29 protein-coding genes and 1 tRNA gene are annotated in these 24886 nt (G+C 63.6%); 11 read left to right on the top strand and 19 right to left on the bottom strand.

Annotated elements, in window-relative coordinates:
• Positions 1 to 53 precede the first annotated feature (53 nt).
• Both dusA and AAFN55_RS14710 read left to right on the top strand, forming a co-directional pair.
• A complete protein-coding gene (gene dusA, locus AAFN55_RS14715; protein WP_347799580.1) occupies positions 54 to 1052 on the top strand; it encodes a tRNA dihydrouridine(20/20a) synthase DusA in 999 nt (332 codons plus the stop codon).
• Positions 1053 to 1113: 61 nt separating this feature from the next.
• Complete coding sequence (locus AAFN55_RS14710) at positions 1114 to 1947, top strand: sulfite exporter TauE/SafE family protein (protein WP_347799579.1); 834 nt, start codon at positions 1114 to 1116, stop codon at positions 1945 to 1947.
• An 8-nt stretch (positions 1948 to 1955) separates the two neighbouring features.
• On the opposite strand, the gene AAFN55_RS14705 is transcribed toward AAFN55_RS14710, so the two are convergent.
• The gene (locus tag AAFN55_RS14705) at positions 1956 to 2660 is read right to left on the bottom strand and encodes a TIGR02281 family clan AA aspartic protease (protein WP_347799578.1); all 705 of its coding nucleotides are present in this window, start codon (positions 2658 to 2660) and stop codon (positions 1956 to 1958) included.
• Positions 2660 to 2893 carry a DUF1289 domain-containing protein gene (locus AAFN55_RS14700; RefSeq protein WP_347799577.1) on the bottom strand — a complete coding sequence of 78 codons (234 nt, stop codon included), beginning with the start codon at positions 2891 to 2893 and terminating at the stop codon, positions 2660 to 2662. Before AAFN55_RS14700 ends, AAFN55_RS14705 begins: the two co-directional genes overlap by 1 nt.
• Positions 2894 to 3024: 131 nt before the next feature.
• On the opposite strand from AAFN55_RS14700, the gene AAFN55_RS14695 reads away from it, so the two are divergent.
• Positions 3025 to 4014 carry a nicotinate-nucleotide--dimethylbenzimidazole phosphoribosyltransferase gene (locus AAFN55_RS14695; RefSeq protein ID WP_347799576.1) on the top strand — a complete coding sequence of 330 codons (990 nt, stop codon included), beginning with the start codon at positions 3025 to 3027 and terminating at the stop codon, positions 4012 to 4014.
• Between the two features lie 26 nt (positions 4015 to 4040).
• Here AAFN55_RS14695 and AAFN55_RS14690 read toward each other — a convergent pair whose 3' ends face one another.
• Positions 4041 to 5579: an ATP-binding protein gene (locus AAFN55_RS14690; RefSeq protein WP_347799575.1), complete on the bottom strand. Its 1539-nt coding sequence runs from the start codon at positions 5577 to 5579 to the stop codon at positions 4041 to 4043.
• A 76-nt stretch (positions 5580 to 5655) separates the two neighbouring features.
• Here AAFN55_RS14690 and AAFN55_RS14685 point away from each other — a divergent pair, with 76 nt between their 5' ends.
• From AAFN55_RS14685 to AAFN55_RS14670, 4 genes are all read left to right on the top strand, one after another.
• Positions 5656 to 6312: a thermonuclease family protein gene (locus AAFN55_RS14685; RefSeq protein WP_347799574.1), complete on the top strand. Its 657-nt coding sequence runs from the start codon at positions 5656 to 5658 to the stop codon at positions 6310 to 6312.
• On the top strand, positions 6309 to 6920 hold the full coding sequence (locus tag AAFN55_RS14680) for a glutathione S-transferase (protein ID WP_347799573.1): 612 nt from the start codon (positions 6309 to 6311) through the stop codon (positions 6918 to 6920). The genes AAFN55_RS14685 and AAFN55_RS14680 overlap by 4 nt, the downstream gene beginning before the upstream one ends.
• Positions 6920 to 7546: a uracil-DNA glycosylase family protein gene (locus AAFN55_RS14675; RefSeq protein WP_347799572.1), complete on the top strand. Its 627-nt coding sequence runs from the start codon at positions 6920 to 6922 to the stop codon at positions 7544 to 7546. Before AAFN55_RS14680 ends, AAFN55_RS14675 begins: the two co-directional genes overlap by 1 nt.
• A 98-nt stretch (positions 7547 to 7644) precedes the next feature.
• Positions 7645 to 8136: an Lrp/AsnC family transcriptional regulator gene (locus AAFN55_RS14670; RefSeq protein ID WP_347799571.1), complete on the top strand. Its 492-nt coding sequence runs from the start codon at positions 7645 to 7647 to the stop codon at positions 8134 to 8136.
• On the opposite strand, the gene AAFN55_RS14665 is transcribed toward AAFN55_RS14670, so the two are convergent.
• From AAFN55_RS14665 to moaA, 10 genes are all read right to left on the bottom strand, one after another.
• Positions 8133 to 8858, bottom strand: coding sequence for a DNA alkylation repair protein (locus tag AAFN55_RS14665; protein ID WP_347799570.1), 726 nt, complete (start codon positions 8856 to 8858; stop codon positions 8133 to 8135). The genes AAFN55_RS14670 and AAFN55_RS14665 overlap by 4 nt on opposite strands.
• 2 nt (positions 8859 to 8860) lie before the next feature.
• Entirely contained in the window at positions 8861 to 9784 is a 924-nt protein-coding gene (locus AAFN55_RS14660; protein WP_347800270.1) for an NAD(P)-dependent oxidoreductase, read from the bottom strand.
• Complete coding sequence (locus AAFN55_RS14655) at positions 9781 to 10614, bottom strand: ABC transporter permease (protein ID WP_347799569.1); 834 nt, start codon at positions 10612 to 10614, stop codon at positions 9781 to 9783. The genes AAFN55_RS14660 and AAFN55_RS14655 overlap by 4 nt, the downstream gene beginning before the upstream one ends.
• A complete protein-coding gene (locus AAFN55_RS14650; protein ID WP_347799568.1) occupies positions 10611 to 11324 on the bottom strand; it encodes an ABC transporter permease in 714 nt (237 codons plus the stop codon). Before AAFN55_RS14650 ends, AAFN55_RS14655 begins: the two co-directional genes overlap by 4 nt.
• A gap of 90 nt (positions 11325 to 11414) precedes the next feature.
• Positions 11415 to 12194 (bottom strand): ABC transporter substrate-binding protein, encoded by a 780-nt coding sequence (locus AAFN55_RS14645; RefSeq protein ID WP_347799567.1) that lies wholly within the window; start codon positions 12192 to 12194, stop codon positions 11415 to 11417.
• Positions 12195 to 12351: 157 nt separating this feature from the next.
• The gene (mobB, locus tag AAFN55_RS14640) at positions 12352 to 12858 is read right to left on the bottom strand and encodes a molybdopterin-guanine dinucleotide biosynthesis protein B (RefSeq protein ID WP_347799566.1); all 507 of its coding nucleotides are present in this window, start codon (positions 12856 to 12858) and stop codon (positions 12352 to 12354) included.
• Positions 12858 to 13466: a molybdenum cofactor guanylyltransferase MobA gene (gene mobA / locus AAFN55_RS14635; protein ID WP_347799565.1), complete on the bottom strand. Its 609-nt coding sequence runs from the start codon at positions 13464 to 13466 to the stop codon at positions 12858 to 12860. The genes mobB and mobA overlap by 1 nt, the downstream gene beginning before the upstream one ends.
• Positions 13467 to 13476: 10 nt before the next feature.
• Positions 13477 to 14682: a multidrug effflux MFS transporter gene (locus AAFN55_RS14630; RefSeq protein ID WP_347799564.1), complete on the bottom strand. Its 1206-nt coding sequence runs from the start codon at positions 14680 to 14682 to the stop codon at positions 13477 to 13479.
• A 61-nt stretch (positions 14683 to 14743) separates the two neighbouring features.
• Positions 14744 to 15664 (bottom strand): DMT family transporter, encoded by a 921-nt coding sequence (locus AAFN55_RS14625; protein ID WP_347799563.1) that lies wholly within the window; start codon positions 15662 to 15664, stop codon positions 14744 to 14746.
• Between the two features lie 136 nt (positions 15665 to 15800).
• Positions 15801 to 16811: a GTP 3',8-cyclase MoaA gene (moaA, locus tag AAFN55_RS14620; protein ID WP_347799562.1), complete on the bottom strand. Its 1011-nt coding sequence runs from the start codon at positions 16809 to 16811 to the stop codon at positions 15801 to 15803.
• 201 nt (positions 16812 to 17012) lie between these two features.
• On the opposite strand from moaA, the gene AAFN55_RS14615 reads away from it, so the two are divergent.
• On the top strand, positions 17013 to 17366 hold the full coding sequence (locus AAFN55_RS14615; protein WP_347799561.1) for a DUF971 domain-containing protein: 354 nt from the start codon (positions 17013 to 17015) through the stop codon (positions 17364 to 17366).
• Positions 17367 to 17427: 61 nt separating this feature from the next.
• Positions 17428 to 18039, top strand: a complete 612-nt coding sequence (locus tag AAFN55_RS14610; RefSeq protein ID WP_347799560.1) for a pyridoxamine 5'-phosphate oxidase family protein — start codon at positions 17428 to 17430, stop codon at positions 18037 to 18039.
• A gap of 13 nt (positions 18040 to 18052) precedes the next feature.
• Here AAFN55_RS14610 and AAFN55_RS14605 read toward each other — a convergent pair whose 3' ends face one another.
• The gene (locus tag AAFN55_RS14605; protein ID WP_347799559.1) at positions 18053 to 18508 is read right to left on the bottom strand and encodes a MarR family transcriptional regulator; all 456 of its coding nucleotides are present in this window, start codon (positions 18506 to 18508) and stop codon (positions 18053 to 18055) included.
• A 47-nt stretch (positions 18509 to 18555) separates the two neighbouring features.
• On the opposite strand from AAFN55_RS14605, the gene AAFN55_RS14600 reads away from it, so the two are divergent.
• Positions 18556 to 19446 carry an alpha/beta fold hydrolase gene (locus AAFN55_RS14600; RefSeq protein WP_347799558.1) on the top strand — a complete coding sequence of 297 codons (891 nt, stop codon included), beginning with the start codon at positions 18556 to 18558 and terminating at the stop codon, positions 19444 to 19446.
• A 16-nt stretch (positions 19447 to 19462) separates the two neighbouring features.
• On the opposite strand, the gene AAFN55_RS14595 is transcribed toward AAFN55_RS14600, so the two are convergent.
• The 3 genes from AAFN55_RS14595 to AAFN55_RS14585 form a co-directional block, all read right to left on the bottom strand.
• Positions 19463 to 19858 carry a rhodanese-like domain-containing protein gene (locus AAFN55_RS14595; RefSeq protein WP_347800269.1) on the bottom strand — a complete coding sequence of 132 codons (396 nt, stop codon included), beginning with the start codon at positions 19856 to 19858 and terminating at the stop codon, positions 19463 to 19465.
• Between the two features lie 19 nt (positions 19859 to 19877).
• Positions 19878 to 21497 carry a fumarate hydratase gene (locus tag AAFN55_RS14590; protein WP_347799557.1) on the bottom strand — a complete coding sequence of 540 codons (1620 nt, stop codon included), beginning with the start codon at positions 21495 to 21497 and terminating at the stop codon, positions 19878 to 19880.
• Positions 21498 to 21578: 81 nt separating this feature from the next.
• A complete protein-coding gene (locus AAFN55_RS14585) occupies positions 21579 to 21860 on the bottom strand; it encodes a hypothetical protein (RefSeq protein ID WP_347799556.1) in 282 nt (93 codons plus the stop codon).
• Here AAFN55_RS14585 and AAFN55_RS14580 point away from each other — a divergent pair.
• Positions 21829 to 23994 (top strand): L,D-transpeptidase family protein, encoded by a 2166-nt coding sequence (locus AAFN55_RS14580; protein WP_347799555.1) that lies wholly within the window; start codon positions 21829 to 21831, stop codon positions 23992 to 23994. The genes AAFN55_RS14585 and AAFN55_RS14580 overlap by 32 nt on opposite strands.
• Positions 23995 to 24034: 40 nt before the next feature.
• On the opposite strand, the gene AAFN55_RS14575 is transcribed toward AAFN55_RS14580, so the two are convergent.
• Together AAFN55_RS14575 and AAFN55_RS14570 are read right to left on the bottom strand one after the other, a co-directional pair.
• Positions 24035 to 24109, bottom strand: a tRNA-Val gene (locus AAFN55_RS14575).
• A gap of 65 nt (positions 24110 to 24174) precedes the next feature.
• Positions 24175 to 24858, bottom strand: a complete 684-nt coding sequence (locus AAFN55_RS14570; protein ID WP_347799554.1) for an HAD family hydrolase — start codon at positions 24856 to 24858, stop codon at positions 24175 to 24177.
• Between the last annotated feature and the right edge of the window lie 28 nt (positions 24859 to 24886).

The raw sequence follows: 24886 nt of genomic DNA, 5'->3' as shown, positions 1-24886 counted from the left end.
CGTACAATCGGCGAATGTGCACCGATTAAGGCCCTGAAAATACGAGAAAAAGCGTGAAATATCAAAGCCATAGATTTGCCGTAGCGCCCATGATGGACTGGACCGATCGTCATTGCAGGTTCTTCCATCGCCAACTGACGTCGCGCGCGCTTCTCTATACGGAGATGGTGGTTGCCGATGCGATCATCCACGGCGACCGCGACAGGCTTCTCGGTCACGATGCGGTGGAGCATCCGCTCGCGCTTCAGCTCGGCGGATCGCAGCCCGAAAGACTCGCCCAGGCGGCGCGGATCGCCGCTGAATACGGCTACGACGAGATCAATTTGAATGTCGGCTGCCCGTCCGACCGGGTGCAGTCCGGCACGTTCGGTGCATGCCTGATGCGCACGCCGGCGCTCGTCGCCGACTGCGTCGCCGCGATGAAGGCGGAAGTGCGCATTCCAGTGACGGTCAAGTGCCGCATCGGCGTGGATGACCAGGATCCCGAACCGGCGCTCGACGAACTTGCGGACCGGGTTCTCGCGGCCGGCTCCGACGCGCTCTGGGTCCATGCCCGCAAGGCATGGCTGCAAGGCCTGTCTCCGAAGGAGAACCGCGACATCCCCCCGCTCGACTATGCGCGGGTTCACCGGCTGAAGGCGAGGCTGGGAAGCGACCGTTTCGTCGGCATCAACGGCGGCATTCACACGCTCGAAGAGGCGCTGGCGCAGCGCGCGGCGGGGGCGGACGGTGTCATGCTCGGACGCGCTGCCTATCACAATCCCGGCCTGCTGGCCGCCGCCGATGCCCGTTTCTACGGTGAACAGGCCGCGCCGGTCGATTGGGATGCCATGATCGACGCCATGGCGGCCTATGCATCGCGGCACATCGCGGCTGGTGGCAGGCTCGTCCACGTGACGCGGCATATGACGGGCCTTTTTCACGGCCTCGCCGGCGCGCGCAAATGGCGTCAGATACTCTCCACCGAAGCGCCGAAGCCCGGCGCCGGCCCGGATGTGCTCAAGGTCGCGCTTGCAGAGATTTGTCTGGACGAACAGGCAAAGGCTGCCTGACCCGATTTACATTCGCCGCCCGGCGCTCTAGCCAGAGCCGTCTCATCATAGGGGTAACATAATGGTCGGACTTGACCTGCCGGTCAGCGAACTGGTTACGTTTGCCGTTGCGCTCGCGGCCGCAAGCATCGTGTCGGGGCTGATGGCCGGAATTTTCGGCATTGGCGGCGGCGCAGTCCTGGTTCCGGTTTTCTATCAGGTTTTCGGATTGCTGGATGTCGAGGAAGCGGTGCGCATGCATCTCTCCGTCGGATCGTCGCTGGCGATCATCATTCCGACCGCGATCCGCTCCTTCATGGCACACCGCGCAAAGGGCGCGGTGGACATGGACCTCCTCAAAAAATTCCTGATCCCGGTTCCGGTTGGCGTCGTTCTGGCCTCGTTGACGGCAGCCTATATATCGAGCGAAGGGCTGCGCGTCGTGTTCGCCGTCATGACCCTTCTGGTGGCCGGGCGGTTGCTGTTCAATCGCGATAGCTGGCGTATCGGGTCGGACATCCCGAAGAACCCCGGTGTCAGCATTGCGGGCGTCTTCATCGGCTATTTCTCGACCCTCATGGGGATCGGCGGCGGCGTTCTCAACAACACGTTCATGACGGTCTTCGGGCGGCCCATGCACCAGGCCGTGGCGACGTCGTCGGGCGTTGGTGTCCTCATCGGTATCCCCGGCACGATCGGTTATATCTGGGCGGGTTGGGGAAATCCGGACCTGCCGATCGCGTCGACCGGATACATCAACTGGATCGCGGTGGCGCTCACCATTCCGCTGGCACTTCTGGTTACGCCATACGGCGTCCGCATCGCGCATGCATTGACGAAGCGGCAGCTCGAAATCAGCTTCGGCCTGTTTTGCATCTTCGTGTCGGCGCGGTTCTTCTGGAGCCTCATCGACTGAGGCGGGCCTCAGTCGCGCAGGATCAGGCGCTCGCCGCGCATGTCGAAGCCGGACAGGCTTCCGATGAAGTTCATGCCGAGAAGGCTGCGATCCAGCCTGCCTGCTTCAGCGACGAGCATGGGCATACGGCTTCGCGTGATGTCGCCGACACGGATTTCGTCAGCGACGATGCGTGCGGCGCGCGCTTCGCCGTTGGCGGTCATGATCGGGATGGTGAAGGACAGCGTTTCCGGATCGAAGCCGGCGCGGGCGGCGTCCGCGGCAGTCAGCACGGTGCTCGTCGCACCGGTGTCGATCATGGTCGTGACGGCTGTGCCGTTGATTTCGGCGCGAACCTCGAAATGGCCGTTCGAGAGCCGGTCGATCATGACGGCCGCGCGTCCGTCGCCATCCACCAGTGACAGCGGACTTCCCGGAATGAGTCCGGCCGTGACGCGGCTGGCGATGTCCTGCAATTCGTAGCGATATTGGTATCCGCCCATCAGGACGAGGATGATGAGCACCCAGATCGCCATCGTTCGCGCGATCTGGCCGAAGCGCAGGCCGGAGCCGAGGATGCCCGTTGCGATGACACCCGCCAGAATGCCGAGATAGAGCGTCCGGGCGAACGTGTCGTCCTGAACGCCGAAGACCGTGCCGGAATCGCCGCTTGCGAGGAGCAGCACCAGCCCGATCCCGATGGCGCCGAAAACGAACCACAATGTCCGGTTCATCAGGCCGTCTCGCCGCGTTCGCGCGCCATTCGGCTGCGCCTGGTTTCACGCCGCGGCCGACGCTCGACCGTTTCGAGGCGCGTCGGCAAAGACGCCATGACGGATCGGCGTGTCTCCGGCGACATGGTCAGCCAGTCCCCGATCTCCTCGCGCGTGCGCCCGCAACCGAAGCAATAGCCGGTTGTCATGTCTATGGAACATACCAGAATGCAGGGGGATTCGATCGTCGTCATGGTTGCCCTGTTTGCCTTCCTTCCACATGGGACACGCGCGAGGTCAATGCAAGTCCGGCCCGGCGGCTACCGATTGTGCTTTGGCGCGCCAGCGGTTAAGCCGACGCCATCATGATCAATCCGGACGCGCCATGACAACCGGTCTACCATTCGACGATTTTCGCCAGCTCCTCAAGACATTGCCCGGGCCGAACGAGGCAGCGCACGCACGCGCCGTGGCCAGAACCGCCACGCTTTCGAGCCAGGGTCCAGCACTTGGGCGTGCCGGAACCATCGCGGCATGGCTCGCCGCCTGGACAGGGCGCGACCCGCAGGTGCTGCGCCCGCTGGTCGCGCTTTTCGCGGGAACGCACGGCGTGTTCCGGCACGGTGTGTCGCCGCGCGGTGCGGGCGACACGCAGGCGATGATCGAGCACTGCGCGGCAGGCGGCGCGATGGTCAACCAACTGTGCGCGGCGGGTGATCTCGGCCTCAAGGTCTTCGACCTCGCGCTTCACCTGCCGGTCGGCGACATCACACAGGAGCCTGCGCTCGACGAGCGCGGCTGCGCCGCGACGATGGCGTTCGGCATGGAAGCCGTTGCCGGCGGCATCGACCTTTTGTGCGTCGGCGGGGTTGGCGCCGGCGGCACGACCTCTGCCGCGGCGATCATGTTCGGTCTGTTCGGAGGAGAGGCGGGTGACTGGGTCGGACCAGGCGCCGGCGCAGACGACGCGATGATGGCGCGCAAGGTGGAGGCGGTCGAGAAGGCCGTCGCTCTGCATGGCGCACATCTCAAGGACCCGCTGGAAGCCTTGCGCAGGCTCGGCGGACGCGAGTTTGCCGCGATCGCGGGCGCGATCCTGGCCGCGCGTGTCGAGAAGGTGCCGGTCATCCTCGACGGCTACGCCAGTCTGGCGGCAGCAGCCATACTTCATGCGGCGACGCCATCGGCGATCGACCATTGCCTGCTTGGCCATGTCTCGACCGAACCGGGCATGGCGAGGGCGGCGGCTCTCATGGGTTTGCAGCCGCTCCTCGACCTGTCGCTCGGAGACGGCGAGGGCGCAGGCGCTGCGTTCGCGGCCGGCATCGTGAAGAACGCCGCGCTGGTGCATTCCGGGATGGCCTTGCGCACTTAGATCGCCTTTTCGGCCGATGCTCTTGGCTAGCGCCGCCGGCCCGCAGCCGCCCAGAGTTTTTCGCGCGTGGGAAGGGCGGGCAGTTCTTCCATCACGCGCTGCGGCGGGAAGATGGCGATCGCTTCGGTGCCTTCGCGCAGCTTCGAGTGAAGCTGGAACTCGCCGCCATGAAGCGCGACCAGGCCCTGCACGATGGGCAGTCCCAGCCCGGTTCCCTGTTCGGCGCTCTTGATCGCGATCGATCCCTGGCCGAAGGCGGACAGCACGACGGGTATCTCGTCTTCCGGGATGCCGGGGCCGTTGTCCTTGACCGAGATGTACTGGCCGCCGCCCGCCGTCCAGCCGATACGCACGCGCACCTCGCTGCCGCTCGGCGCGAACTTGATCGCGTTGGAGAGCAGGTTCAGCGTCACCTGTCTCAGCGATCGTTCGTCGGCAAACATGCGCGGAAGCTGCGGTTCGAACTGCTGGATGAGGCGGATGTCCTTGTTGCGCGCCTTCAGTTCCATGAGATGGCAGCATTCCTCGACCACACCTTCGAGCGTGATCGGCTCTTCGGTGAGCTGATACCGGCCGGCTTCGATGCGCGACAGATCGAGGATTTCGTTGATGAGGTGCAGGAGGTGGCGGCCGGAGCCGTTGATGTCGTTTGCGTAGTCCCGGTAGGTCTCGTTCTCCAGCGGCCCCAGAACCTCGTTCGCCATAACTTCGGAAAAGCCGAGGATCGCGTTCAGTGGGGTTCGCAATTCGTGGCTCATCGTCGCGAGAAAGCGCGATTTGGCGAGGTTGGCTTCCTCGGCGCGGCGGCGGGCTTCGTCCGACATCGATTTGGCGGTCTCGAGTTCGGCGATCAGCGCATCCTTTTCCGAGCGGAACGAGAGCAGCATGAGTGTCGATGCATGGAGGTGACCGGCGACATAGGTGAAGAACGGCAGCGAAACGATCAGGAGGCCTACCATGATCGCCTCGACCGGCTCCCAGACAGGCGACAGGCCGAACGCAAGCGCGAGAACGCCGACCGGCAATGCGAAGGTCGTGACGAGCGCTCCGCTGAGCGCGGACGAGATGATCGCCGTCGCGGCCATGGCCAGAAGCAGCACGACGGCCTTGAGCGCAGGGAACTGCTCGACCTGGCAATCGCCGCAGCCGATCCAGGCAAAATAAGCCCAGCCCATGCCGCTGACGAAATGGCCGAGCAGGAAGCCGCGTCTCACCAGAACCGGATGGATTTCGGCTTGATCCGTCCTCACGATCTGCCGGGCGATCAGGACCAATCCACCATAACAGGCGATGGTGACCATTGCCCATGTGACGATGTTCATGCCGACGCCGGCATAGAGCCCGAGCGCGGAAACCGCCATGACCATCAAAGGCAAGGCAAGCGCGGTGTTGAGCATCGTGCGCGCGTGAAGCTTGAGCAGTTCGCGTTCGAAAAGCGGGTTGCCGGCCTGTTCCGAGAGGCGGTCTCTGGTGCGCTTCACCGCGCGCGCGACATCGCTGTTGCGGTTCGCTTTCCTGCGATCCACAATATTCTTGTCGGCCGTGTTTGAGCGTAGTAACGCCATCAGATGATTTGGATTTCGCGCGCGGTCATACCGTCCGGCCAAGCTATCCCCGAATGATTAAGAGATACTTCCTCAGATGACCCGACGCCCGGCCAGACTGCCCGCCAGACGCGGCGCAAGGCCGGCGCGTCGGCGATCCGCCGTGCGGTGGATTCTCGACCTTGCGCTGGCGGGTGCGGTCCTGGGCGCCCTGGCGCTGTTCGTCGTCAACTATGATGCGCCAAAGCAGACATTGGGCGGTCAGGCGCGGATCGGTGACGGCGACTCGCTTCAGATTGGGGAAACACGCATCCGTCTCGAAGGCATCGATGCGCCCGAATACAACCAGCTCTGCGATAAGCAAGGTGTCGAGTATCCCTGCGGGCGGCAGGCGCGCGACGCGCTGGTCCGGCTCGTCCAAAGCGGGAATTTGTCCTGTGAAGGCTGGCGGCACGACCGCTACGGCAGGCTTCTGGCCCGATGTTTTGCCGGCGACATCGATGTGAACAAGGCTATGGTGGAACAGGGCTGGGCGGTCGCCTATGGTGACTATGACGGCAGCGAGCGGGAGGCGAGGGACGCGGCGCGGGGCCTGTGGGCAGGCTCGTTCGAGCCGCCTCGGGAATGGCGGCGCATCCATGGCGGCCTGTTCGAGGCCGAACATGACGGACTGTCTCGTCTGTTCGACTGGCTGACGGCATGGTGGTCGGGCCAGGGGCTTGGCGAGGACAATGGGAGAGGAGAGACGGAATGAAGCTTTTCGACGGGGGCCGGGCGCCCAATCCGCGCCGCGTGCGCGTCTTTCTGGCCGAGAAGGGCATTGAGGTCCCGCTGGTGCCGGTCGATATGGGCGCGCTCGGGCACAAATCCGACGAGGTCGCCCGCCGCAATCCGCTGCAGCGCCTTCCGGTTCTCGAATTGGACGATGGCACGGTCCTGAGCGAATCCGTCGCGATCTGCCGCTATTTCGAGGAGTTGCAGCCAGAGCCGCCGCTGATGGGCGTCGGTGCCGTCGGCAAGGCGACGGTCGAGATGTGGCAGCGTCGCATGGAGCTCAACCTCTTGATGGTGGTCGCACAGGCGTTCCGCCATATCCACCCGGCCATGAAAGAGTGGGAGATCCCGCAGATCCCCGAATGGGGCGAAGCAAACAAGCCGAAGGCGGCAGAATTCCTCGCGCTTCTGGATCGCGAGTTGGCGACCCGCGAATTCGTGGCCGGTGACGCCTATTCCATCGCTGACATCACCGGCATGATCGCGATCGATTTCATGAAGCCAGCCCGTATCTCGGTCGGTGAAGACCTTTCCAACGTTCAGCGGTGGTATGCGGCGGTTTCGGCCCGTCCGAGCGCAAAGGCCTGATGGACGCAGACCTTTCACGTCTCGTGGAGGAGATACGGGCGTGCCGCATCTGCCGCGACACGCCGCTTCGCACGCCCTTGCCGCACGAGCCGCGACCCGTCGTCATGGCGTCTTCGACGGCGCGCGTGCTGATCGCCGGGCAGGCGCCCGGAACGAAGGTCCACGCGACAGGGCTGCCGTTCAACGACCGCTCCGGCGACAGGCTGCGCGATTGGCTGGGCGTGACGCGCGAACAGTTTTATGATCCGGCCAATTTCGCGATCGCGCCGATGGGCTTCTGCTTTCCCGGGCAGGATGCGCGCGGTAGCGACCTGCCGCCGCGCCGCGAATGCGCGCCTGCATGGCGGGAGCGGCTGATCGGCCAGATGCCCCAGATCGAGATCGTGCTGGCGATCGGGCTCTATGCTCAGGCGTGGCATCTGGGAGAGAGGCGACCCGGCAGCCTGACGGAAACTGTCGCGTCCTGGCGCGAGATCGTCATGCGCAACGCGCAGCCCCGTATCCTGCCCTTGCCGCACCCGTCATGGCGCAACACTGGCTGGCTGAAGCGCAATCCCTGGTTCGAGCAGGATTTGCTTCCGGTGCTGCGAATGGAAATTGCAATGCGCGTGGACGGCGAAACTTAGACGCGGTCGCTTCCAAAGCTCCATTTTGCGCGAAATTCGTTCTTGTGCGCAAACGATTGGACCGGCATTGTCGGAATGAAATTCTACTGGAGCCTGTTATGGACCGCCTCGACAGAAAAATTCTTCGCCTCTTGCAGGAAGATTCGACACTCGCCGTCGCCGATGTTGCGAAAAAGGTAGGCCTGTCGACAACGCCTTGCTGGCGGCGCATCCAGAAGCTGGAGGAAGAAGGCGTCATCCAGCGTCGCGTCGCGGTGCTCAATCCGGCCAAGGTCAACACGCGCGTCAACGTCTTCGTGTCGATCCGCACCAACACGCACAGTCTCGAATGGCTGAAGCGGTTTTCCGAGGTGATTCAGGAATTCCCGGAAGTGGTCGAGTTCTACCGCATGAGCGGCGAGGTCGATTACTTGCTTCGGGTCGTGGTTCCCGACATCGCCGCCTATGACGCGTTCTACAAGCGGCTGATCGCGAAGATCGAAATCCGCGACGTGTCGTCCGCCTTCGCGATGGAGCAGATCAAGTACACGACGCAGCTTCCGCTGGACTATCTGGTGCTCGACAAGGAGAGCGGTGCGAACGCGGCTTAGGTCCGCTTTTTCGCGCGGGCGGCTTCACGCTTCGCAACGCCGGCAAGGGTCTTTTCCGCCGTCAACTCGCGGATAGCTTCCTTGCCGAGCCAGCGGCGCGTCTTGTCGCCCGACGCGGCGAGCCGTTCAGCTAGGGAGAGTGCTGCGCGGTTCAAAGCCATGTTGCGCTTGCCGATCGAACGCAGCGCCCAGCTTATCGCCTTCCTGACGAAATTGCGGTCGTCGGCGGACTTGGCTTCCACGATGCCGAGGAATTCGAGAAACGTTGCATCCGGTTCCGCCTTCCGATGCACGACAGACCAGGCCATCATCGCGAACGCGGCCCGTTTGACGAATTCGCGGTCGTCGTTCGCGAACTCCACGATCAGCTCTTTCCAGAAATCGCAGTCGACGAACAGGTCGGTGACGCCGTCGACGATGTCCCATGAATCGAACGCGGCTGCCCAGTCGCGGGCATTCTGGATCGTGAAGCGCTTCGGGTCGGCGGTCACGGACGCGATGAACTGCGCCTCCATGATGCCGGTGTCCCAGAGCGCGAATGCGCGCTCGTGGTTGCGCTTGATCTTGCGGGCGATGTCGCGCTGGATGCCATGCGAGACGCCAAGCGCGCGATCGATGCGGATGCCGTAGCGCAGCATGCCCTGACGGTTCTCCTCCGAGCCGATCGCGCGCAGATGCGCGACGATCTCGTCGGCGGTCGAGAGGGGCGACAGCTCCGCCAAGTCTACCGCTCGAGGCGCGCCAGCAGCGACGAGGTATCCCAGCGCTTGCCGCCCATGTCCTGCACGTCCTTGTAGAACTGGTCGATGAGCGCGGTGACGGGCAGCTTGGCGCCGTTGCGATCCGCTTCGGCAAGGCAGATGCCGAGATCCTTGCGCATCCAGTCGACCGCGAAGCCGAAATCGTATTTTCCGGCATTCATGGTCTTGTGGCGGTTTTCCATCTGCCACGAACCGGCGGCGCCCTTGGAGATGACGTCGATCACCTTTTCGATGTCGAGACCCGCCTTCTTCCCGAAACTGATGCCTTCGGCGAGGCCCTGGACCAGGCCCGCGATGCAGATCTGGTTGATCATCTTGGTCAGTTGGCCCGCGCCTGCCGGTCCCATCAGGCCGACCATGCGCGCATAGGCGTCGATCACCGGCTGCGCCTTCGCGAACGTCGCCTCGTCACCGCCGCACATCACCGTCAGAACGCCGTTTTCAGCGCCAGCCTGGCCGCCGGAGACGGGGGCGTCGATGAAGCCCAGGCCGCGTTCCTTTGCGGCGGCATCGAGCTCGCGCGCCACTTCCGCCGAGGCCGTCGTGTTGTCGATGAAGATCGCGCCTTTTTTCATCGTCGAGAACGCGCCGTTTTCGCCGAGCGTCACCGCCCGCAGATCGTCGTCGTTTCCGACGCAGGCGAAGACGAAATCCTGGTCCTTTGCGGCCTCGGCAGGCGTGGTGGCCGCGCGACCGCCATGTTCCTTGGCCCATTTTTCGGCCTTGGCTGCGGTCCGGTTATAGACGGTGACATCATGTCCGCCCTTGGCCTTGAGATGGCCTGCCATGGGGTAGCCCATCACGCCCAAACCCAAAAATGCTACCTTTGCCATGCGGCTCCCTCCGTTTGTTACAGTCGTTTGCGAGCTTTTCGCCGCGCCATTCAGCGCTTGAGATGCTTGGTGATGCGGCGTTCGATCCAGTCGATCACGTTGCGGAGCGCCTCGACGATCACGAGATAGACGACCGCCGCCCAGATGTATGTCTGGAAATCGAACGTCCGCGAATAGGCGCGGCGCGTCTCGCCCATCAAATCGTAGACCGTGATGATGGCGACGATCGCGGACCCCTTGATCAGCAGGATGATTTCGTTGCCGTAGGGGCGCAGCGCGACGATGAGCGCCTGCGGCAGGATGATGCGCTGGAACGTCGTGAACCGATGCAGGCCCAGCGATTCTGCGCCCTCCCACTGGCCGCGCGGAACGCTCTGCACGGCGCCTCGCAGGATTTCGGCCTGATAGGCCGCCGTGTTGAGCGTGAAGGCAAGGATCGCGCAATACCAGGCTTCACGGAAGAACGTCCAGAGCCCGATCGCTTCGAGTTGCGGCCGGAACTGGCCGAGGCCGTAGTAGATCAGGAATGTCTGCGCGAGCAGCGGCGTGCCGCGAAAAAAATAGACGTAGGCGTATGCGGGCCAGGCGAGCGCCTTCCATTTCGACACGCGCGCATAGGCGATGGGTGCCGACAGGAGCGCTCCGAGCACGATCGAGATCAGTACGAGCTGAACCGTCACGATCAGGCCGGAGAGGTAATTCGGCGCGTAGCGGGCGAATATGTCCGCGTCCCACGAGGTGTAGAGGAACGCGACGAGCCCGATGGCCAGCGCGATCCAGAACGCCATCAGCGCATGACCGGCGATCCGCTGCCCTGTCCAGACACGCGGCGGGGGTGGCGGGCGATCGACGATCGCAACAGCGGCCTGCGTCGGAGCGCTCATCGGGAGGGCTCCGCCTTGCCGGCCCAGCGCTCGATGAAGCCGAACGCGACCGAGGAGAGGATCGCCAGCACGAGATAGATGAGGCAGGCGAGGCCGAAGAAGAGGAAGGCTTCCTTGGTCACGCGCGCGGCGATGCCCGCCTGCCGGATGATGTCGGACAGGCCGATCACGGAAACGAGCGCGGTGTCCTTGAGCAGGATGAGCCAGAGATTGGAGAGGCCGGGAAGGGCGATGCGCACGAGTTGCGGCAGGACGACGAGGCGCATGGTCTGCCAGTTCGACAGGCCGACCGCGTGTCCGCCTTCGTACTGACCGCGCGGGATCGCCCGGAATGCGGAGAGGAACACCTCGCTGGCATAGGTCGAAAAGACGACGCCGAGCGCCACCATGCCTGCGACGAAAGCGTTGATCTCGACGGTCGCGGTCGGATTGAAGAGCTGCACGAGGCGCTGGACGCCAAGCTGCACGCCGTAGAAGACGAGGAACAGCGTGAGAAGCTCCGGCAGCCCGCGGAAGATCGTCGTGTAGACGTTCGCGGCAAGCCTGAGAGAACGTTCCTCGGACTGTTTCGCCAGCGCGATCATGAAGCCGGCTGCGAGCCCGAACGGCAGGGTCGCGAGCGCGAGCGATACCGTCACCACAACGCCCGAGGCGATCTGGTCGCCCCAGCCCTGAGGCCCGAAGCTGATGAGTGAAAGCGCTTTTTCCATGCGAGCCGGCGGTCCCCGTTCGCTTCAATGTGCAGCAAGGCGGCGAAATGCACCCGCCGCCTTGCTGGTCGTCACGTCAGAGAAACCGGCTCAACCGCCGTAGGCGTCGAAGCCGAAATACTTGTCGTTGATTTCCTTGTACGTCCCGTTCGCGCGGATGGCGTCGATCGCGGCGTTGAACTTCTCGGCCAGTTCCGTCTCGCCCTTGCGGATCGCGATTCCGGCTCCGAGACCGTGGATTTCCGGGACCGGCGTGATGGTGCCGACGATCTTGCAGCATGCGCCTTCGTCGGTTGCCAGCCATTCCTCGATGACGGTGATGTCGTCATTGGCGGCGTCGATGCGGCCATTGATCAGGTCGAGCTTGTATTCGTCGGCGGTCGGATAGCCGCGCACTTCGCTGTCGGTGTAGGTCGCTTCCGAATAGTTGGAATGCGTGGTCGAGCCCTGGACGCCGATCACCTTGCCCGCAAGCGCTTCCTTCGTGACACCGGTGATGTCGGTATCCTTCAGCGCGACGATCGCCGGGGGGGTGTTGTAGTACTTGTTGGTGAAATCGACCTGCTTCAGGCGTTCGTCGGTGATCGACATGGATGCGATGATGGCGTCGAAGCGGTTGGCCTGCAGTGCAGGGATGATGCCGTCCCAATCCTGGGTCACGAACTCGCATTCGACTTTCATCTCTTCGCACAGCGCCTTGGCGATATCGATATCGAAGCCGACGAGCTGGCCGTCCGACGTCAGATTGTTGAAGGGCGGGTAGGCGCCCTCGGTTCCGATCCTGAGCTTCTCCTGCGCCTGAGCGCCGCCGATCGTGAGTGCGATGGCTGCGACCGACAAGGCCATGGAAACTCGTGAAGCAATACGCATGTCGTTCCTCTCTGTTGGTGGTTCGGCCACGATCGGAGAGCATTCCGCGGGTCGACCCAAGTGCGTCCTGTTTGCGCACCATGAGCGCAATATTCTTCTTGTTTTGGAAGCAATTGCAATCGCGAATTGGGGTTTTACTGCCGGCCGCAACGTAAGCTCACCTATTGCGCAAACCCACAGCAACCTCGACGAAGTCGGCGATCGCGGTCACGTCGTCGAGTGCGAAGACTGGCACGGGCGCCATATGGACCGGGCTGTCGGACGCGATCGCGACCACATTCGCCGTCTCGGGGAGCGGCGCCTGGTTCTGCGCCGCAGTGCGTCGCACCTCGATCTTGCGATGCGGACCGGTCTTGTATCCCTCGACGAGCACGATATCGCAGGGCGAGAGACGTGCGAGAATCTGGTCGAGAGGCGGTTCCTCTTCATCGCGCAATTCGTGCATGAGCGCCCATCGGCGCCCGGTGACGAGCATGACTTCGCTGGCTCCCGCGGTGCGATGGCGGTGCGTGTCCGTCCCCGCGGCATCCACATCCGCATCGTGATGCGCGTGTTTCACGGTCGAGACCGTCCATCCGCGGCTGGTCAGCTCCGTGACGAGGCTCTCGGTCAGCGTCGTCTTGCCGGCATTCTTCCAGCCTGCGATGCCGATGATTTTGTCCATCAATCAAGCATCTCTGCGATTGTTTGCGCCCGACGAAGATCATCCGGGGTGTTGATGTTGAAGAACGGATCTTCACCGCCGTCGAGGTCGAATTCCACCGTCGCATTCGGATGGTCGTCGATAAAGGCCGACACCTTCAACGTCGCGCCATCCGCCAGGAATGCCGCGAGTGCGTCGCGCAGCGACAGCGGCCACAGCGCGAAGGTCGGATGGCGCATGCCTGACGACGATGCGACCACGATGCGATTTTCGCTGTCGCCGGAGAGGCGCGCGACCATGTCGAGGGGGAAGAACGGCGTGTCGACGGCCACGCTTACAAGCGCCGCTGGAGGCTCTGGCAGGGCGGCGGCCCAGTCCAGCCCGGCCAGGATGCCGGCCAATGGCCCGGAGAAGCTCGTGTCGCGGTCGGGCACGATTGATAGACCCAGCGACGGCAATGCAGATGCGTCGGCGTTCGAATTGATCGCCAGATGATCGACCTGCGGACCGATGCGCCGGACGGCGCGTTCCAGCAGCGTAGACCCCTTCAGAATGACCAGCGCCTTGTCGGAACCGTCCATCCGGCTCGATCGTCCGCCTGCGAGGATCAGTCCTGCGATCGGTTTCACGTCCACGCCCTCAGATGGGTCTCGCGCTGCGCGCAACGTAGAGGATGTAGAGCGAGGCCAACACCGCGCCGATGGATGTCGACAACATCAGCCACAAAAGCGGCGCGGGACCGGATTCCTGCGACAGCAAGGAGCCTGCCAGAAGCGAGATTGCCGCACCGCCGCCGATCTGGAGCGATCCGCCGAGCCCCGACGCGCTCCCGGCGAGGTGAGGGCGGACGCCCACGATACCCGCGTTGGCATTCGGCAGGGTCATGCCGTTGCCCACGCCCACGATCGCCACGGGCCCGAACACGGCGATCGCCTGCATGAAACCGAGCGCGAGCAGCGCCAGCGAGAGGCTCATTCCGGCCACGGTGATCAGGTTTCCGGTGACGATCATGCCGTTGATGCCGATGCGGCGCGAGAAGCGACCCGAGATGAAGTTGCCGATCATGTACCCGGCGGACAGCATGCCGAAATAAAGCCCGTACTCCGATGGCCGCATGCCGAAGATTTCCGTCGCGACATAGGGACCGCCGCCCAGAAAGGCGAAGAACGTTCCCGAGGTGAAGGCGGCCGTCAGCGTATAGCCCCAGAACCGGCGCGAGCGGATCAACTCCGGATAGGCCTTGAACTGCGAGACCAGGCTGGAGCTCTGGTTGCGATTGGTCTCGCCGAGGTCGAAGAACACGAAGGCGAAGGCCACCGCGCCGAAGGCGAGCGTCAGGACGAAACTCGCCTGCCAGCCGTAATTCTCGTCGAGCAGGCCGCCGATCGCCGGCCCGATCATCGGCACGAGCGACATGCCCATGGTCACGTAGCCGATCTTGCTCGCCGCCTCGTCCGTCGTCACGGTGTCGCGAACGATCGCGCGGGACAGAACCATCCCCGCCGCCGAGAAAGCCTGAAGGATGCGCGCGGCAAGCAGGAGTTCGATGGTCGGCGCATAGATTGCGGCAACTGACCCGATCATGAAAATCGTAAAGCAGGCCAGCATGACCGGACGCCGCCCGAACCGGTCGGAAGCCGGCCCGATGCCCAGTTGCAGGATCGCGGTGGCGGCGAGGTACAGCGACACCGCAAGCTGGACGATCGCGTAATCCGTATCGAAGTGTCGGGCGATACCTGGAAGCGACGGCAGAAACACGTTCATCGCCAGCGCACCCGTCGCCGTCGCCAGAACGAGCGTGGCGATGTGAGGCGGCGTGACGCGATTGAAGAATGTCGAAGCCATCGTGTCCGTTCGGTTTCAGGTCGCGAAGCAGAGCTTCATGGGGTGATTTCCTATAGCGCGTTTACAACCCATCCGGCGCCATCGACGGGCCGGTGCTTTCGGCTGCGGGCTTTTGCTTGCCCACGACCCGCTCCCGGTACAGCGTATAGAGGCCCGAAGCCACGACGATCGATGCGCCGACGATCATGACCGTGTCCGGCACGTCGCCGAATGCCAGATAGCCCAACAGGATCGCCCACAGGAGCGCCGTATAGCGGAAGGGCGCTACGAACGAGATGTCGCCGGTGCGCATCGCCATGATGATGAACTGGTAGCCGAAGAGGACCAACACCGCGGCGGCGAAGAGCATGCCGATCTCCGCACCCGACATCGGCGTCCAGCCACCCAAGGGAACGATCAGGATCGCGCCGCCGATCGTGACCGAGGTGGCCGTCACGGTGGAAACCAGCAGGGACGGCACATGGTGCGGGATTTTCCGGGTCGCGAGATCACGGATGGCGCAGAAAACGACGCTGACGAGCGCGAGCAGGGAATAGGCGGTAAATCCTTCGAAGCCCGGCCGCACGATCACCAGCACGCCCGCGAAGCCGACTGCGATCGCGATCCAGCGTCGCCAGCCGACGGTTTCGCCGAGGAACAGCGCCGCACCCATCGTCACCGCCAAAGGCAGCGCCTGCAAGACTGCCGAAATGTTGGCGAGCGGCATGTTGGCCAGAGCCAGAAGAAACGTCACGGTGGCCACGAGTTCGGCGACGATGCGCAGCAGGACCATGGGATGAGCCACTTGCGAGGGGGCCCGCAGCGCGCCCTGGGTCCACGCCAGCGCCCCGATCATCACCGATGCGAAGAGGCCGCGGACGAACATCATCTGTCCCTGGTTCAGGGTCTCGATGACGGTTTTCGAAAGCGTATCGTTCATGACGAAGCCGGCCATGGATACGACCATGAACAGCGAGCCGCGCAGATTGGGCGAAAGGGGCAAGAGCGTTTCCGGTGCAGTCTTTTTGTCTTGCGTCCGGTCTATGGCCGCATTGGGCCAAGCGCAACCATCAGTCGCGACAATGCATGGGGCCATGAGGCCAGACTGGAAGACAAATTGCGCGCGATGCCGGCAGGGCTCAACCGCCGGTAACGCTCATATGGCGAGAGACGGCCGGTCGATTGGTCCGCCGGTCGATCACGAAATCATGGCCCTTGGGTTTGCGGCCGATCGCTTCGTCGATCGCGTTCGACAGAAGTTCGTTGCCCTCGGAGGCACGCAGCGGCGCGCGCAGGTCTGCCGCGTCATCCTGGCCGAGGCACATGTAAAGCGTGCCGGTGCAGGTCAGGCGGACGCGGTTGCAGCTCTCGCAGAAATTGTGCGTCATCGGCGTGATGAAGCCTAGCCGCCCACCGGTCTCGGCAACCTTCACATAGCGTGCGGGGCCGCCGGTCTTGTAGGGGATGTCGCTCAGCGTGAACTGCCGTTCGAGATCGGCGCGCAGACGCGACAGGGGCAGATACTGATCGGTCCGATCCTCGTCGATCTCGCCCATCGGCATCGTCTCGATGACCGTCAAATCCATGCCGCGACCATGCGCCCAGCGCATCATGTCGGGCAGCTCGCCATCATTGAAACCCTTCAACGCAACGGCGTTGAGCTTGATTTTCAGCCCGGCCGCCTCTGCCGCCTCGATGCCTGCGAGAACGCGCGAGAGATCGCCCCAGCGCGTGATCGACCGGAACTTGACGGGGTCGAGCGTATCCAGCGAGACGTTGATGCGCCGTACGCCGCAATCGGCAAGTTCCTGCGCAAACCGCGACAGTTGCGAACCGTTGGTCGTCAGCGTCAGTTCTTCGAGCGCGCCGCTTTCGAGATGACGCGAAATCTGGCGGACCAGGTGCATGACATTCTTGCGGACAAGCGGCTCGCCGCCGGTCAGGCGCAGCTTCTTCACGCCCTTCTCGATGAACACGGTGCAGAGGCGATCCAGTTCCTCGAGGCTCAGCAGATCCTTTTTCGGCAAAAAGGTCATGTCTTCCGCCATGCAGTAGGTGCAGCGGAAGTCGCAGCGATCGGTCACGGAGACGCGCAGATAGGAGATGTCGCGCCCGAACGGATCGATCATGCTGGTGCCGTTTGAATGCATGCGCCTTGATATCCTTGAGGCGCGTGCTGCGCCGTGGCCCGAATGTCGGGCAAAGCCGTGTCCATTTCAAGGTGCTGCGACGACTATCTGGATCACGCAGGCGACGCCCGATCAGCGATTTTTCTGGTACAGGTCGACACCGCAGCTCTTCACATGGTCTGCAATCACGCCTAGTTCGGATGCGAACCGAAGGATGCACAGATGACGCCACCTACCGAACTGCGCGTTTCGAAGGACAGGCGCACGCTGTCCGTCACCTTTCCGGGCCACGCGGCATTCATTTTTTCGGCCGAGATGCTGCGCGTCCTGTCGCCTTCGGCGGAGGTGCAGGGGCATTCGGCCGAGCAGCGCGTGACGGTTCCAGGCAAGCGCAACGTCGCGATCCTCAAGCTCGAGCCGATCGGCAATTACGCCGTACGGATCACGTTCGATGATTTCCACGACACGGGCATCTTCACCTGGGACTATTTTCATACGCTCGGGCACGAGAAGGACAGCCGCTGGGCCGAATATGAGAGCGAATTGGCGGCGAAGGGGCTCGCCCGCGACGCGTGATCCTGTCATCGCCACGTCGCATAGCTGTCGCATCAGACGCTAACACCGGCTGGAGCCTTACATGACGACGATCTCCACCATCGAAGACCTCGAAGCGATTTACGGCCAGCCGGGCGAGACATCCCTCGTCAAGGAACTGGATCATCTGATCCCTGAATATGCGGCCTTCATCGAGGCCTCGCCCTTCGTTGCGCTCTCGACGGCTGGCCCGGAGGGGCTCGATTGCTCGCCGCGCGGTGACCTGGCCGGTTTCGTGCGCATCCATGACCACAGGACGCTGATGATGCCGGATCGGCGTGGCAACAACCGCGCCGATTCGCTCAGGAACATCGTTCGCGACGGACGCGTCGGCCTTCTGTTCCTGGTGCCCGGCTCGGGAACGACGCTGCGCGTCAACGGACGTGCTCAGCTCTCGGCCGATGCGGAACTCTGCGCGTCCTTCGCCGTCGATGGGCACGCGCCGCGCTGTGTGATCGTCATCGCAATCGACAGCGTCTACTTCCAGTGCGCGCGGGCGATCGTGCGGTCGGGGCTCTGGGATGCCAGCCGGCATGTCGATCCAAAATCGCTGCCGACGCCCGGCGCGATGCTCGCGGCCACCAGCAACGCGTCTATCGACGGACAGGCCTATGATGCGGAATGGCCAGGTCGCGCCGCCAAGACGATGTGGTAGCCACTCGGCCTGATCATTCGTCCGGCCGCAGCATCTCCTCGATGCGGCGCATCTGATCGCCCATCGCGTCGCACTGGGCGGGCGTGGACTGCGCCATGACCCGGTCGATCAGGGCCGAATAGACGTCCAGCGCCTGCATCAGTCTTGCTTCGCCATCGTCGGTCAGAAAGAGCCGCATCACGCGCTTGTCCTTGGCGTCGCCCTCGCGCCGGATGAGCCCCTGCTTTTCCAGTTGCGGCAGCAGCATCGTGATGTTGGATCGCCCGACGAGAAGACGCCGCGCGACATCGTGCTGCGACATGCCGGGATGGCGATAGATGTTCATCAGGACGTCGAGCTGGCCGATCTTCAGGTCGAGGTGGCTCAGTGCGCGCGTCAGTTCGCGCACGACGGCCTTTTCGGCGCGCACGAGCGCGATCCAGTTGCGGAAGCGCGGATTGTCCCAGGGGAGGGGTTGTTTATTGTTCATGATTGAACTAGTTTGTTCACGTTTGAACGACTTTGAGGATCACGGCCATGGCCTCTTTTGGTTACCTGCTCTTCCGTAGCGCATTCATGCTTGCCGAACAAATCGCGCCGCGCGCGACCGGCCGCGTTGCCTTTGAGCTCTTCTGCCGCACGCCCGATCCGGACAGGCCCACGAAGCGCGAAGCCGACATGTTGCGCGATTCGGCGGCGTTCATGGACGAGGCGCGGCACCATCATCTGCGCACGCGCGACGGATGGGTCGTGGCCCATGATTTCGGGCCGCCAGAGGGGCGCAGCGCTCCGGCCGTTCTCGTCGTTCATGGCTGGCGTTCGCGCACCGAACATATGCGCACGCTGATCGAGGCACTGCGCCATCAGGGGTTCCGCGTCATCGCGCTCGATCTTCCCGGGCACGGACGCTCGACCGGCCGCCGTCTGAATCTCGCGCTGGCGGTCGCCGCAGTGCGTGCGGCTGCCGACTGGTTCGGGCCGTTTTCGGCGATCGTTGGGCATTCGTTCGGCGGTGCGGTGGCCGTCAACGCTGTTTTCGGCTCCATAAGGGGGATCGCGCCGGTCGAGGCGAAACGTCTGGTGCTCGTGGCCGCGCCGAGTTCGATGCCGGGTCTTTTCGAGGATTTCGGCCGGTTCCTCGGTCTTGGAACACGCACACAGATGGCGCTCGCCGGCCAGGTGGAGCGCGTCGCGGGCCATCCGCTTGAGAGTTTCGTCGCTGCCGATCAGTTGCGTGAGCTGCGCATCGAGACGCTCGCGGTCCATGCGCCCGACGACAAGGAAGTGTCGTTCGAAAGCGCGCGGCAGTTCGAGGACGCGGGAGACCATGTGCGTCTCGTGCGTGTGCCGGGCAGGGGGCATCGGCGGATCATCGCCGACGCGGCGATCGCGAACCAGATCGCCGAATTCGCGGTGGCGGGGTTCTGACCAAGCCCCGCTTTGGTCAGGTCTTCGGTTTCGGCGCCTCGATCGGCAGGCCCGCTTCCTTCCACGCACCGAACCCGCCTTCAATGTGCTTGACCGGTTCAAGCCCCATGTCCTGTGCGGTCTTGGTCGCGAGCGCGGACCGCAATCCGCCCGCGCAGAAGAACACAAAGGTCTTCCCGCTGGCGAAGATCGGCTTGTGATACGGGCTCTCGGGATCGATCCAGAATTCGAGCATGCCGCGCGGCGCATGGAGCGCGCCTTCGATCCTGCCGTCGCGGTCCAGTTCGCGCGGATCGCGGATATCCACCAGCACCACGTCTGCCGATTGCGCCAGCGCGTGCGCCTCCTGCGGCGACACCGCTTCGATCTCGGCATTCGCCTCATCGAGCAGCGCCCGATATCCCTTCTTCATTGCCATGGTGATCTCCGCTTCAGCCGAGGTTGAGTTCCTTGAAGAAGTCGTTGCCCTTGTCATCGATGACGATGAAAGCGGGGAAATCCTCGACCTCGATGCGCCAGATCGCCTCCATGCCGAGTTCGGGATACTCCACCACCTCAACCTTCTTGATGCAATCCTGCGCCAGTCTGGCTGCCGGGCCACCGATCGAGCCGAGATAGAACCCGCCATGGCGGCCGCAGGCCTCGCGCACCTGGCGCGAGCGGTTGCCTTTGGCGAGCATGACCATCGATCCGCCGAAAGACTGGAATTGGTCGACATAGCTGTCCATGCGGCCGGCCGTGGTCGGCCCGAACGAGCCCGACGCATAGCCCGCGGGCGTCTTGGCGGGTCCGGCATAGTAGATGGGATGGTTCTTGAAATACTCCGGCATCGGCTCGCCATTCTCGAGCCGCTCGCGGATCTTCGCATGGGCGATGTCGCGCGCGACGATGATCGATCCAGAGAGAGAAACACGTGTCTTTACAGGGTGTTTTGCCAGTTCGCTCAGAATCTGAGTCATCGGCTGGTTGAGGTCAATGCGGACGACATGCGAGGTCAGTCTGTCTTCGTCGATGTCCGGCATGTAGCGCGCCGGATTGGTCTCCAGCTCCTCGATGAAAATGCCGTCCTTGGTGATCTTGCCCTTCGCCTGTCGATCCGCCGAGCAGGACACGCCGAGACCGATCGGCAAAGACGCGCCGTGGCGCGGCAGGCGAATCACGCGCACGTCGTGGCAGAAATATTTGCCGCCGAACTGTGCGCCGACGCCCATCTGCTGGGTCAGCCTGTGGACCTCGGCCTCCATCTCCAGATCGCGGAAGGCGTGGCCGTCCTCGCCGCCGGAGGTCGGCAGGGCGTCGAGATAGCGCGTGGAGGCGAGCTTCACCGTCTTCAGGTTCATTTCGGCGGATGTGCCGCCGATGACGATCGCCAGATGGTAGGGCGGGCAGGCGGCCGTTCCGAGCATCAGGATCTTCTCCTTGAGGAAGTCGATCATGCGGTCGTGGGTCAGGAGAGACGGCGTTCCCTGATACAGGAACGTCTTGTTGGCCGATCCGCCGCCCTTTGCCACGAACAGGAACTTGTAGGCGTCTTCGCCTTCCTCGTAGATGTCGATCTGCGCCGGCAGGTTGTTCTTGGTGTTCTTTTCGTCGAACATCGAAAGCGGCGCGAGCTGCGAATAGCGCAGGTTCTTCTTCTCGTAGGCGTCGAGCACGCCCTTGCCGAGCGCGTCGTCGTCACCGCCCTCGGTCCAGACGCGACGGCCCTTCTTGCCCATGATGATCGCGGTGCCCGTATCCTGGCACATCGGCAGCACGCCGCCGGCTGCGATGTTCGCGTTCTTCAGGAGATCGTAGGCGACGAAGCGGTCATTGTCGGTCGCCTCGGGGTCTTCCAGGATCGCGGCGAGCTGCTTGAGGTGACCGGGACGCAGCAGGTGATTGATGTCGGAGAAGGCCGTTTCGGACAAAAGGCGGAGCCCTTCCGCCTCGACGGTAAGCACCTCCTGGCCACGGAAATGGTCCACGGACACGAAATCCGAGGTGAGTTTCCGGTAGGGGGTCTCGTCCGCTCCAAGAGGAAAAAGATTGGCTGTTGCCGTATCGGCCATGGCTAGCATCCGTTGTCGCGAAAAGAACTGTGCCGCTTCTTTAGCGAGGCCGACGCGGAAATCCAGCCTCTTGGACAGCGATCACGATCGCGCGCCCGGCCTGACATGGTTACTCTTCATTAACCGCAACCGGGTTGTGGTATCGGCGACACGGTTGAACGTCATCGCGAAGGCGTGATCCTGCCCGGCGCTTAACAGCGCGGGGCTTAGTCCATATAGTCGCAGTCGCCGCTGCTTCGCATGCTTCGCGCAGGCGTTCAGCATCATGATCGCGCCCGCATCGCCTGCAATCCCATGGGCAGCGATCGACGGGCGGAAGAGGGGATCAGCAATGTCTTTGTCGCGCGCCAGGATTCTGGCCATCTCGTCCACAGCGATCGCGGCCTTGTTTGCCGCCGACATGCAGCAGGCGTCGGCCCAGAACCTCTTCGAGCGGCTGTTCCGCAACGATCGTCGCGTGCAGCAGGAGATGCCGCCACCCGTCGCGGTGGAGCGGGCGGCGCCAGCACCAGCGCGCCGCGCGCCGCCTCGGATCACGGGACCGAGCTACTATACCTACAAGACCGACGCGCTGGTTCGCGTGGATTTCGCGGCGATCAAGCCCGACCGGACCCATGCTGCCGGACTGACCGCGCCCGTCTTGCTCGACAACACGCCTGTCAGCACCACGCGGGCCGAGAGCGCCGTAGATCCCGAACGCCAGGTCGTTCAGCTCCAGCAGCCAAGCGTGGCGACCGACGCCATCTCGCCAGAGACCGACCGCACGCGTGTTTCAGGCGATTTGGAGAGCGTGCTGAACGCTGCGAGCGAAGCGGTGGAAGCAGCGAAGGCCGACGAGATTGCCGCATCGGAGACGGCGATTCCGCGCGTCGAGGACGCCAAACCCATCGGCGTCGATGCGGCCCAAACTGCCGCGCCGCTCGACATGGACGAACCGCCTTCCGCGACTGTGGCAGCCTCCGCGTCGCAACCTCTCACCGATGAGCAGATCGCATCGCTGCAAAATCACGAACTGCTCGCAGAAAAAGAAATCGCAGATGCGCTGGTCGCGCACTACAGTGCGGTGCCTGAACTCATGTGGGTGAGTGATGGCCGCGCGAACGAGCAGGCTGCGCAGGCACTGGACGTGCTCGGCAAGGCCGCAAGCCATGGCCTGAATGCGCAGGATTACGCCGTGGCCGTGCCCGTGGGCAGCGACATTGCTGCGCTGACCGCATTTGAAATGGAGCTTTCGGCGCGTCTGCTTCGCTATGTGCGCGATGCCCGCTCGGGCAGGATCGATCCGAACCGCATTTCCGGCTACTACGATTTTGCGCCCAAGCCGCTTGATCAGGTGGCGATGCTTCAGTCCCTGCGTTCGACGCAGGAGGTCGCCGCGCTGCTGGAGACCCAGCATCCGGTCGACGACCAGTACAAGGCGTTGCGCGTCGAGCTCGAAATGCTGCGCGCCAGCAGCGAGAACGATATCGTCATCGCGCCGAAGACCCTCGTTCGACCGGGCGAGACCAATGCGGAATTCCCCAAAATTCTCAGCCTGATCCTGCAGAAGGCAACCGACGAATTCCGGACAGTGCATGGCGATGCGCTGACGCGCAATCTGGGCAGCGAGACCTATACGCAGGAACTGGTGCCCGTCATCAAGGCGGCGCAGACGGCCGCAGGCGTCGGCGACGACGGCGTGATCGGTGCGCGCACGATCCAGGCTCTGGCGGGCGAATCGAAGGCGGCGCGCATCGAGAAGGTCGAGATCGCGCTCGAACAGATCCGCTGGCTTCCCTCCGATTTCACGCCGCGCCACGTGTTCATCAACACGCCGGCTTTCGACGCGACCTATGTCGAGGACGGCGAGGCGAAGCTGTCGATGCGCACCGTCGTCGGCGGTCTGGGAACGCAGACCTACTTCTTCCAGGACGAGATCGATTATGTCGAATTCCACCCCTATTGGGGCGTTCCGAAGTCGATTTTGGTCAACAAATACATGCCGAAGCTCTATAGCGACCCATCTTATCTCGACCGCAACGGCTTCGAGGTGGTGAATTCGCGCGGGCAGGTCGTCCCGTCGTCCTCGGTGAACTGGGGCCAGTATGGCGCCAACGTTCCCTTCGACGTGCGCCAGCGCCCGGGCAAGAGCAACGCGCTGGGGGAACTCAAGATCATGTTCCCCAACAAGCACGCGATCTACCTGCACGACACGCCGGAAAAGCACCTCTTCGGTCGGGAGAACCGTGCGCTGTCGAACGGCTGCATACGGCTGGAGGATCCACGCGGCATGGCTGCGGCAGTCCTCGGCTGGGATCGCGATCGTCTCGACCAGCGGCTCGAGCGCCCGCATTCGCGCGAGACGTTGCAGACCAAAGTGCCGGTCTACGTCGCCTACTTCACCGCATGGCCGGACGGTGCGGGCGAGGTTCACTACTTCAACGACGTCTACAGCCGCGACGAGAAGGTCCGCGCCGCACTCGACAAGGTCGACGCGCTGCGCTCGAACGGTGTGTAAGAATATCTGGGTTTCGTGACACCATCCACCGGAAGGTGGATGGTGGGCGATGCAGGGATTGAACCTGCGACCCCACCCGTGTGAAGGGTGTGCTCTCCCGCTGAGCTAATCGCCCGTCGCGACCGTGGCCGCGAAAGTGCCGCGATATAAGGGGCGAGACCCCGCCAAGTCAAGGATCGATCAGCGCGTCGTTTCGCCCAGCAGCGCTTCGGCCATTTCGACCGTCAGTTCATCGAAATGCGAGATGATCCGCGAGGGTTCGAATTCGCGCACGTGGCGATCGGTGTAGCCGAAATCGACCGCGATCACCGGGATGCCGGCAGCCTTCGCGGTGTCGATGTCGGTGCGCGAATCGCCGATCATGACGGCCCGCTCGGGATCGCCGCCGGCGCGCGCGATCGTTTCCGTCAGATGGCGGGGGTCGGGCTTTCGAAACGCGAACGAATCTCCGCCGCAGATCGCGGAAAACCGGTCCGCGAGGCCGAGCGCTGCGATCAGGCTCGTCGCCATACCCTCGTATTTGTTGGTGCAGATCGCCGCGTCGTATCCGGCCGATGCAAAGCGCGCCACGGCGTCGAGCGCGCCGGGGTAGGGCCGTGATTCGCCAGGCATGTGACTGCCGTAATGGTCGAGAAAGGAAACCTGCAGCGTGTCCAGTTGCTCCGCCGAAAGTGCCCTTTGCTGGGCCGCGAAGGCGCGTTCGATCATCACGCGCCCGCCCATGCCCACGAACCCGCGCAGTTCGCCCGGCTCGGCCGGAGTCATGCCGGCCAGCGTCAGGCAGTGGTTGAGGCTCGTCAGCAAATCCGGCGCGGTGTCGACCAGAGTTCCGTCCAGATCGAAGACGATGATGGGCTTGAGCATGGGGTTTTCCTCGTTGAGGGCCTTGCGA

Origin of the sequence: Mesorhizobium sp. CAU 1732, assembly GCF_039888675.1 — a bacterium.
Taxonomy (GTDB): Bacteria; Pseudomonadota; Alphaproteobacteria; order Rhizobiales; family Rhizobiaceae; genus Aerobium.
Note: the sequence above shows the minus strand (reverse complement) of the source record. Positions and strands in the feature narration are given on the sequence as shown.

Coding starts and splice junctions, on each gene's coding strand:
- AAFN55_RS14710 (WP_347799579.1), top strand. CDS start 1,114: ATGGTCGGACTTGACCTGCCGGTCAGCGAACTGGTTACGTTTGCCGTT.
- AAFN55_RS14705 (WP_347799578.1), bottom strand. CDS start 2,660: ATGAACCGGACATTGTGGTTCGTTTTCGGCGCCATCGGGATCGGGCTG.
- AAFN55_RS14700 (WP_347799577.1), bottom strand. CDS start 2,893: ATGACGACGATCGAATCCCCCTGCATTCTGGTATGTTCCATAGACATG.
- AAFN55_RS14695 (WP_347799576.1), top strand. CDS start 3,025: ATGACAACCGGTCTACCATTCGACGATTTTCGCCAGCTCCTCAAGACA.
- AAFN55_RS14690 (WP_347799575.1), bottom strand. CDS start 5,579: ATGGCGTTACTACGCTCAAACACGGCCGACAAGAATATTGTGGATCGC.
- AAFN55_RS14685 (WP_347799574.1), top strand. CDS start 5,656: ATGACCCGACGCCCGGCCAGACTGCCCGCCAGACGCGGCGCAAGGCCG.
- AAFN55_RS14680 (WP_347799573.1), top strand. CDS start 6,309: ATGAAGCTTTTCGACGGGGGCCGGGCGCCCAATCCGCGCCGCGTGCGC.
- AAFN55_RS14675 (WP_347799572.1), top strand. CDS start 6,920: ATGGACGCAGACCTTTCACGTCTCGTGGAGGAGATACGGGCGTGCCGC.
- AAFN55_RS14670 (WP_347799571.1), top strand. CDS start 7,645: ATGGACCGCCTCGACAGAAAAATTCTTCGCCTCTTGCAGGAAGATTCG.
- AAFN55_RS14655 (WP_347799569.1), bottom strand. CDS start 10,614: ATGAGCGCTCCGACGCAGGCCGCTGTTGCGATCGTCGATCGCCCGCCA.
- AAFN55_RS14650 (WP_347799568.1), bottom strand. CDS start 11,324: ATGGAAAAAGCGCTTTCACTCATCAGCTTCGGGCCTCAGGGCTGGGGC.
- AAFN55_RS14645 (WP_347799567.1), bottom strand. CDS start 12,194: ATGCGTATTGCTTCACGAGTTTCCATGGCCTTGTCGGTCGCAGCCATC.
- mobB (WP_347799566.1), bottom strand. CDS start 12,858: ATGGACAAAATCATCGGCATCGCAGGCTGGAAGAATGCCGGCAAGACG.
- AAFN55_RS14630 (WP_347799564.1), bottom strand. CDS start 14,682: ATGGCTTCGACATTCTTCAATCGCGTCACGCCGCCTCACATCGCCACG.
- moaA (WP_347799562.1), bottom strand. CDS start 16,811: ATGCATTCAAACGGCACCAGCATGATCGATCCGTTCGGGCGCGACATC.
- AAFN55_RS14615 (WP_347799561.1), top strand. CDS start 17,013: ATGACGCCACCTACCGAACTGCGCGTTTCGAAGGACAGGCGCACGCTG.
- AAFN55_RS14610 (WP_347799560.1), top strand. CDS start 17,428: ATGACGACGATCTCCACCATCGAAGACCTCGAAGCGATTTACGGCCAG.
- AAFN55_RS14605 (WP_347799559.1), bottom strand. CDS start 18,508: ATGAACAATAAACAACCCCTCCCCTGGGACAATCCGCGCTTCCGCAAC.
- AAFN55_RS14600 (WP_347799558.1), top strand. CDS start 18,556: ATGGCCTCTTTTGGTTACCTGCTCTTCCGTAGCGCATTCATGCTTGCC.
- AAFN55_RS14595 (WP_347800269.1), bottom strand. CDS start 19,858: ATGAAGAAGGGATATCGGGCGCTGCTCGATGAGGCGAATGCCGAGATC.
- AAFN55_RS14590 (WP_347799557.1), bottom strand. CDS start 21,497: ATGGCCGATACGGCAACAGCCAATCTTTTTCCTCTTGGAGCGGACGAG.
- AAFN55_RS14580 (WP_347799555.1), top strand. CDS start 21,829: ATGTCTTTGTCGCGCGCCAGGATTCTGGCCATCTCGTCCACAGCGATC.
- AAFN55_RS14585 (WP_347799556.1), bottom strand. CDS start 21,860: ATGGCCAGAATCCTGGCGCGCGACAAAGACATTGCTGATCCCCTCTTC.
- AAFN55_RS14570 (WP_347799554.1), bottom strand. CDS start 24,858: ATGCTCAAGCCCATCATCGTCTTCGATCTGGACGGAACTCTGGTCGAC.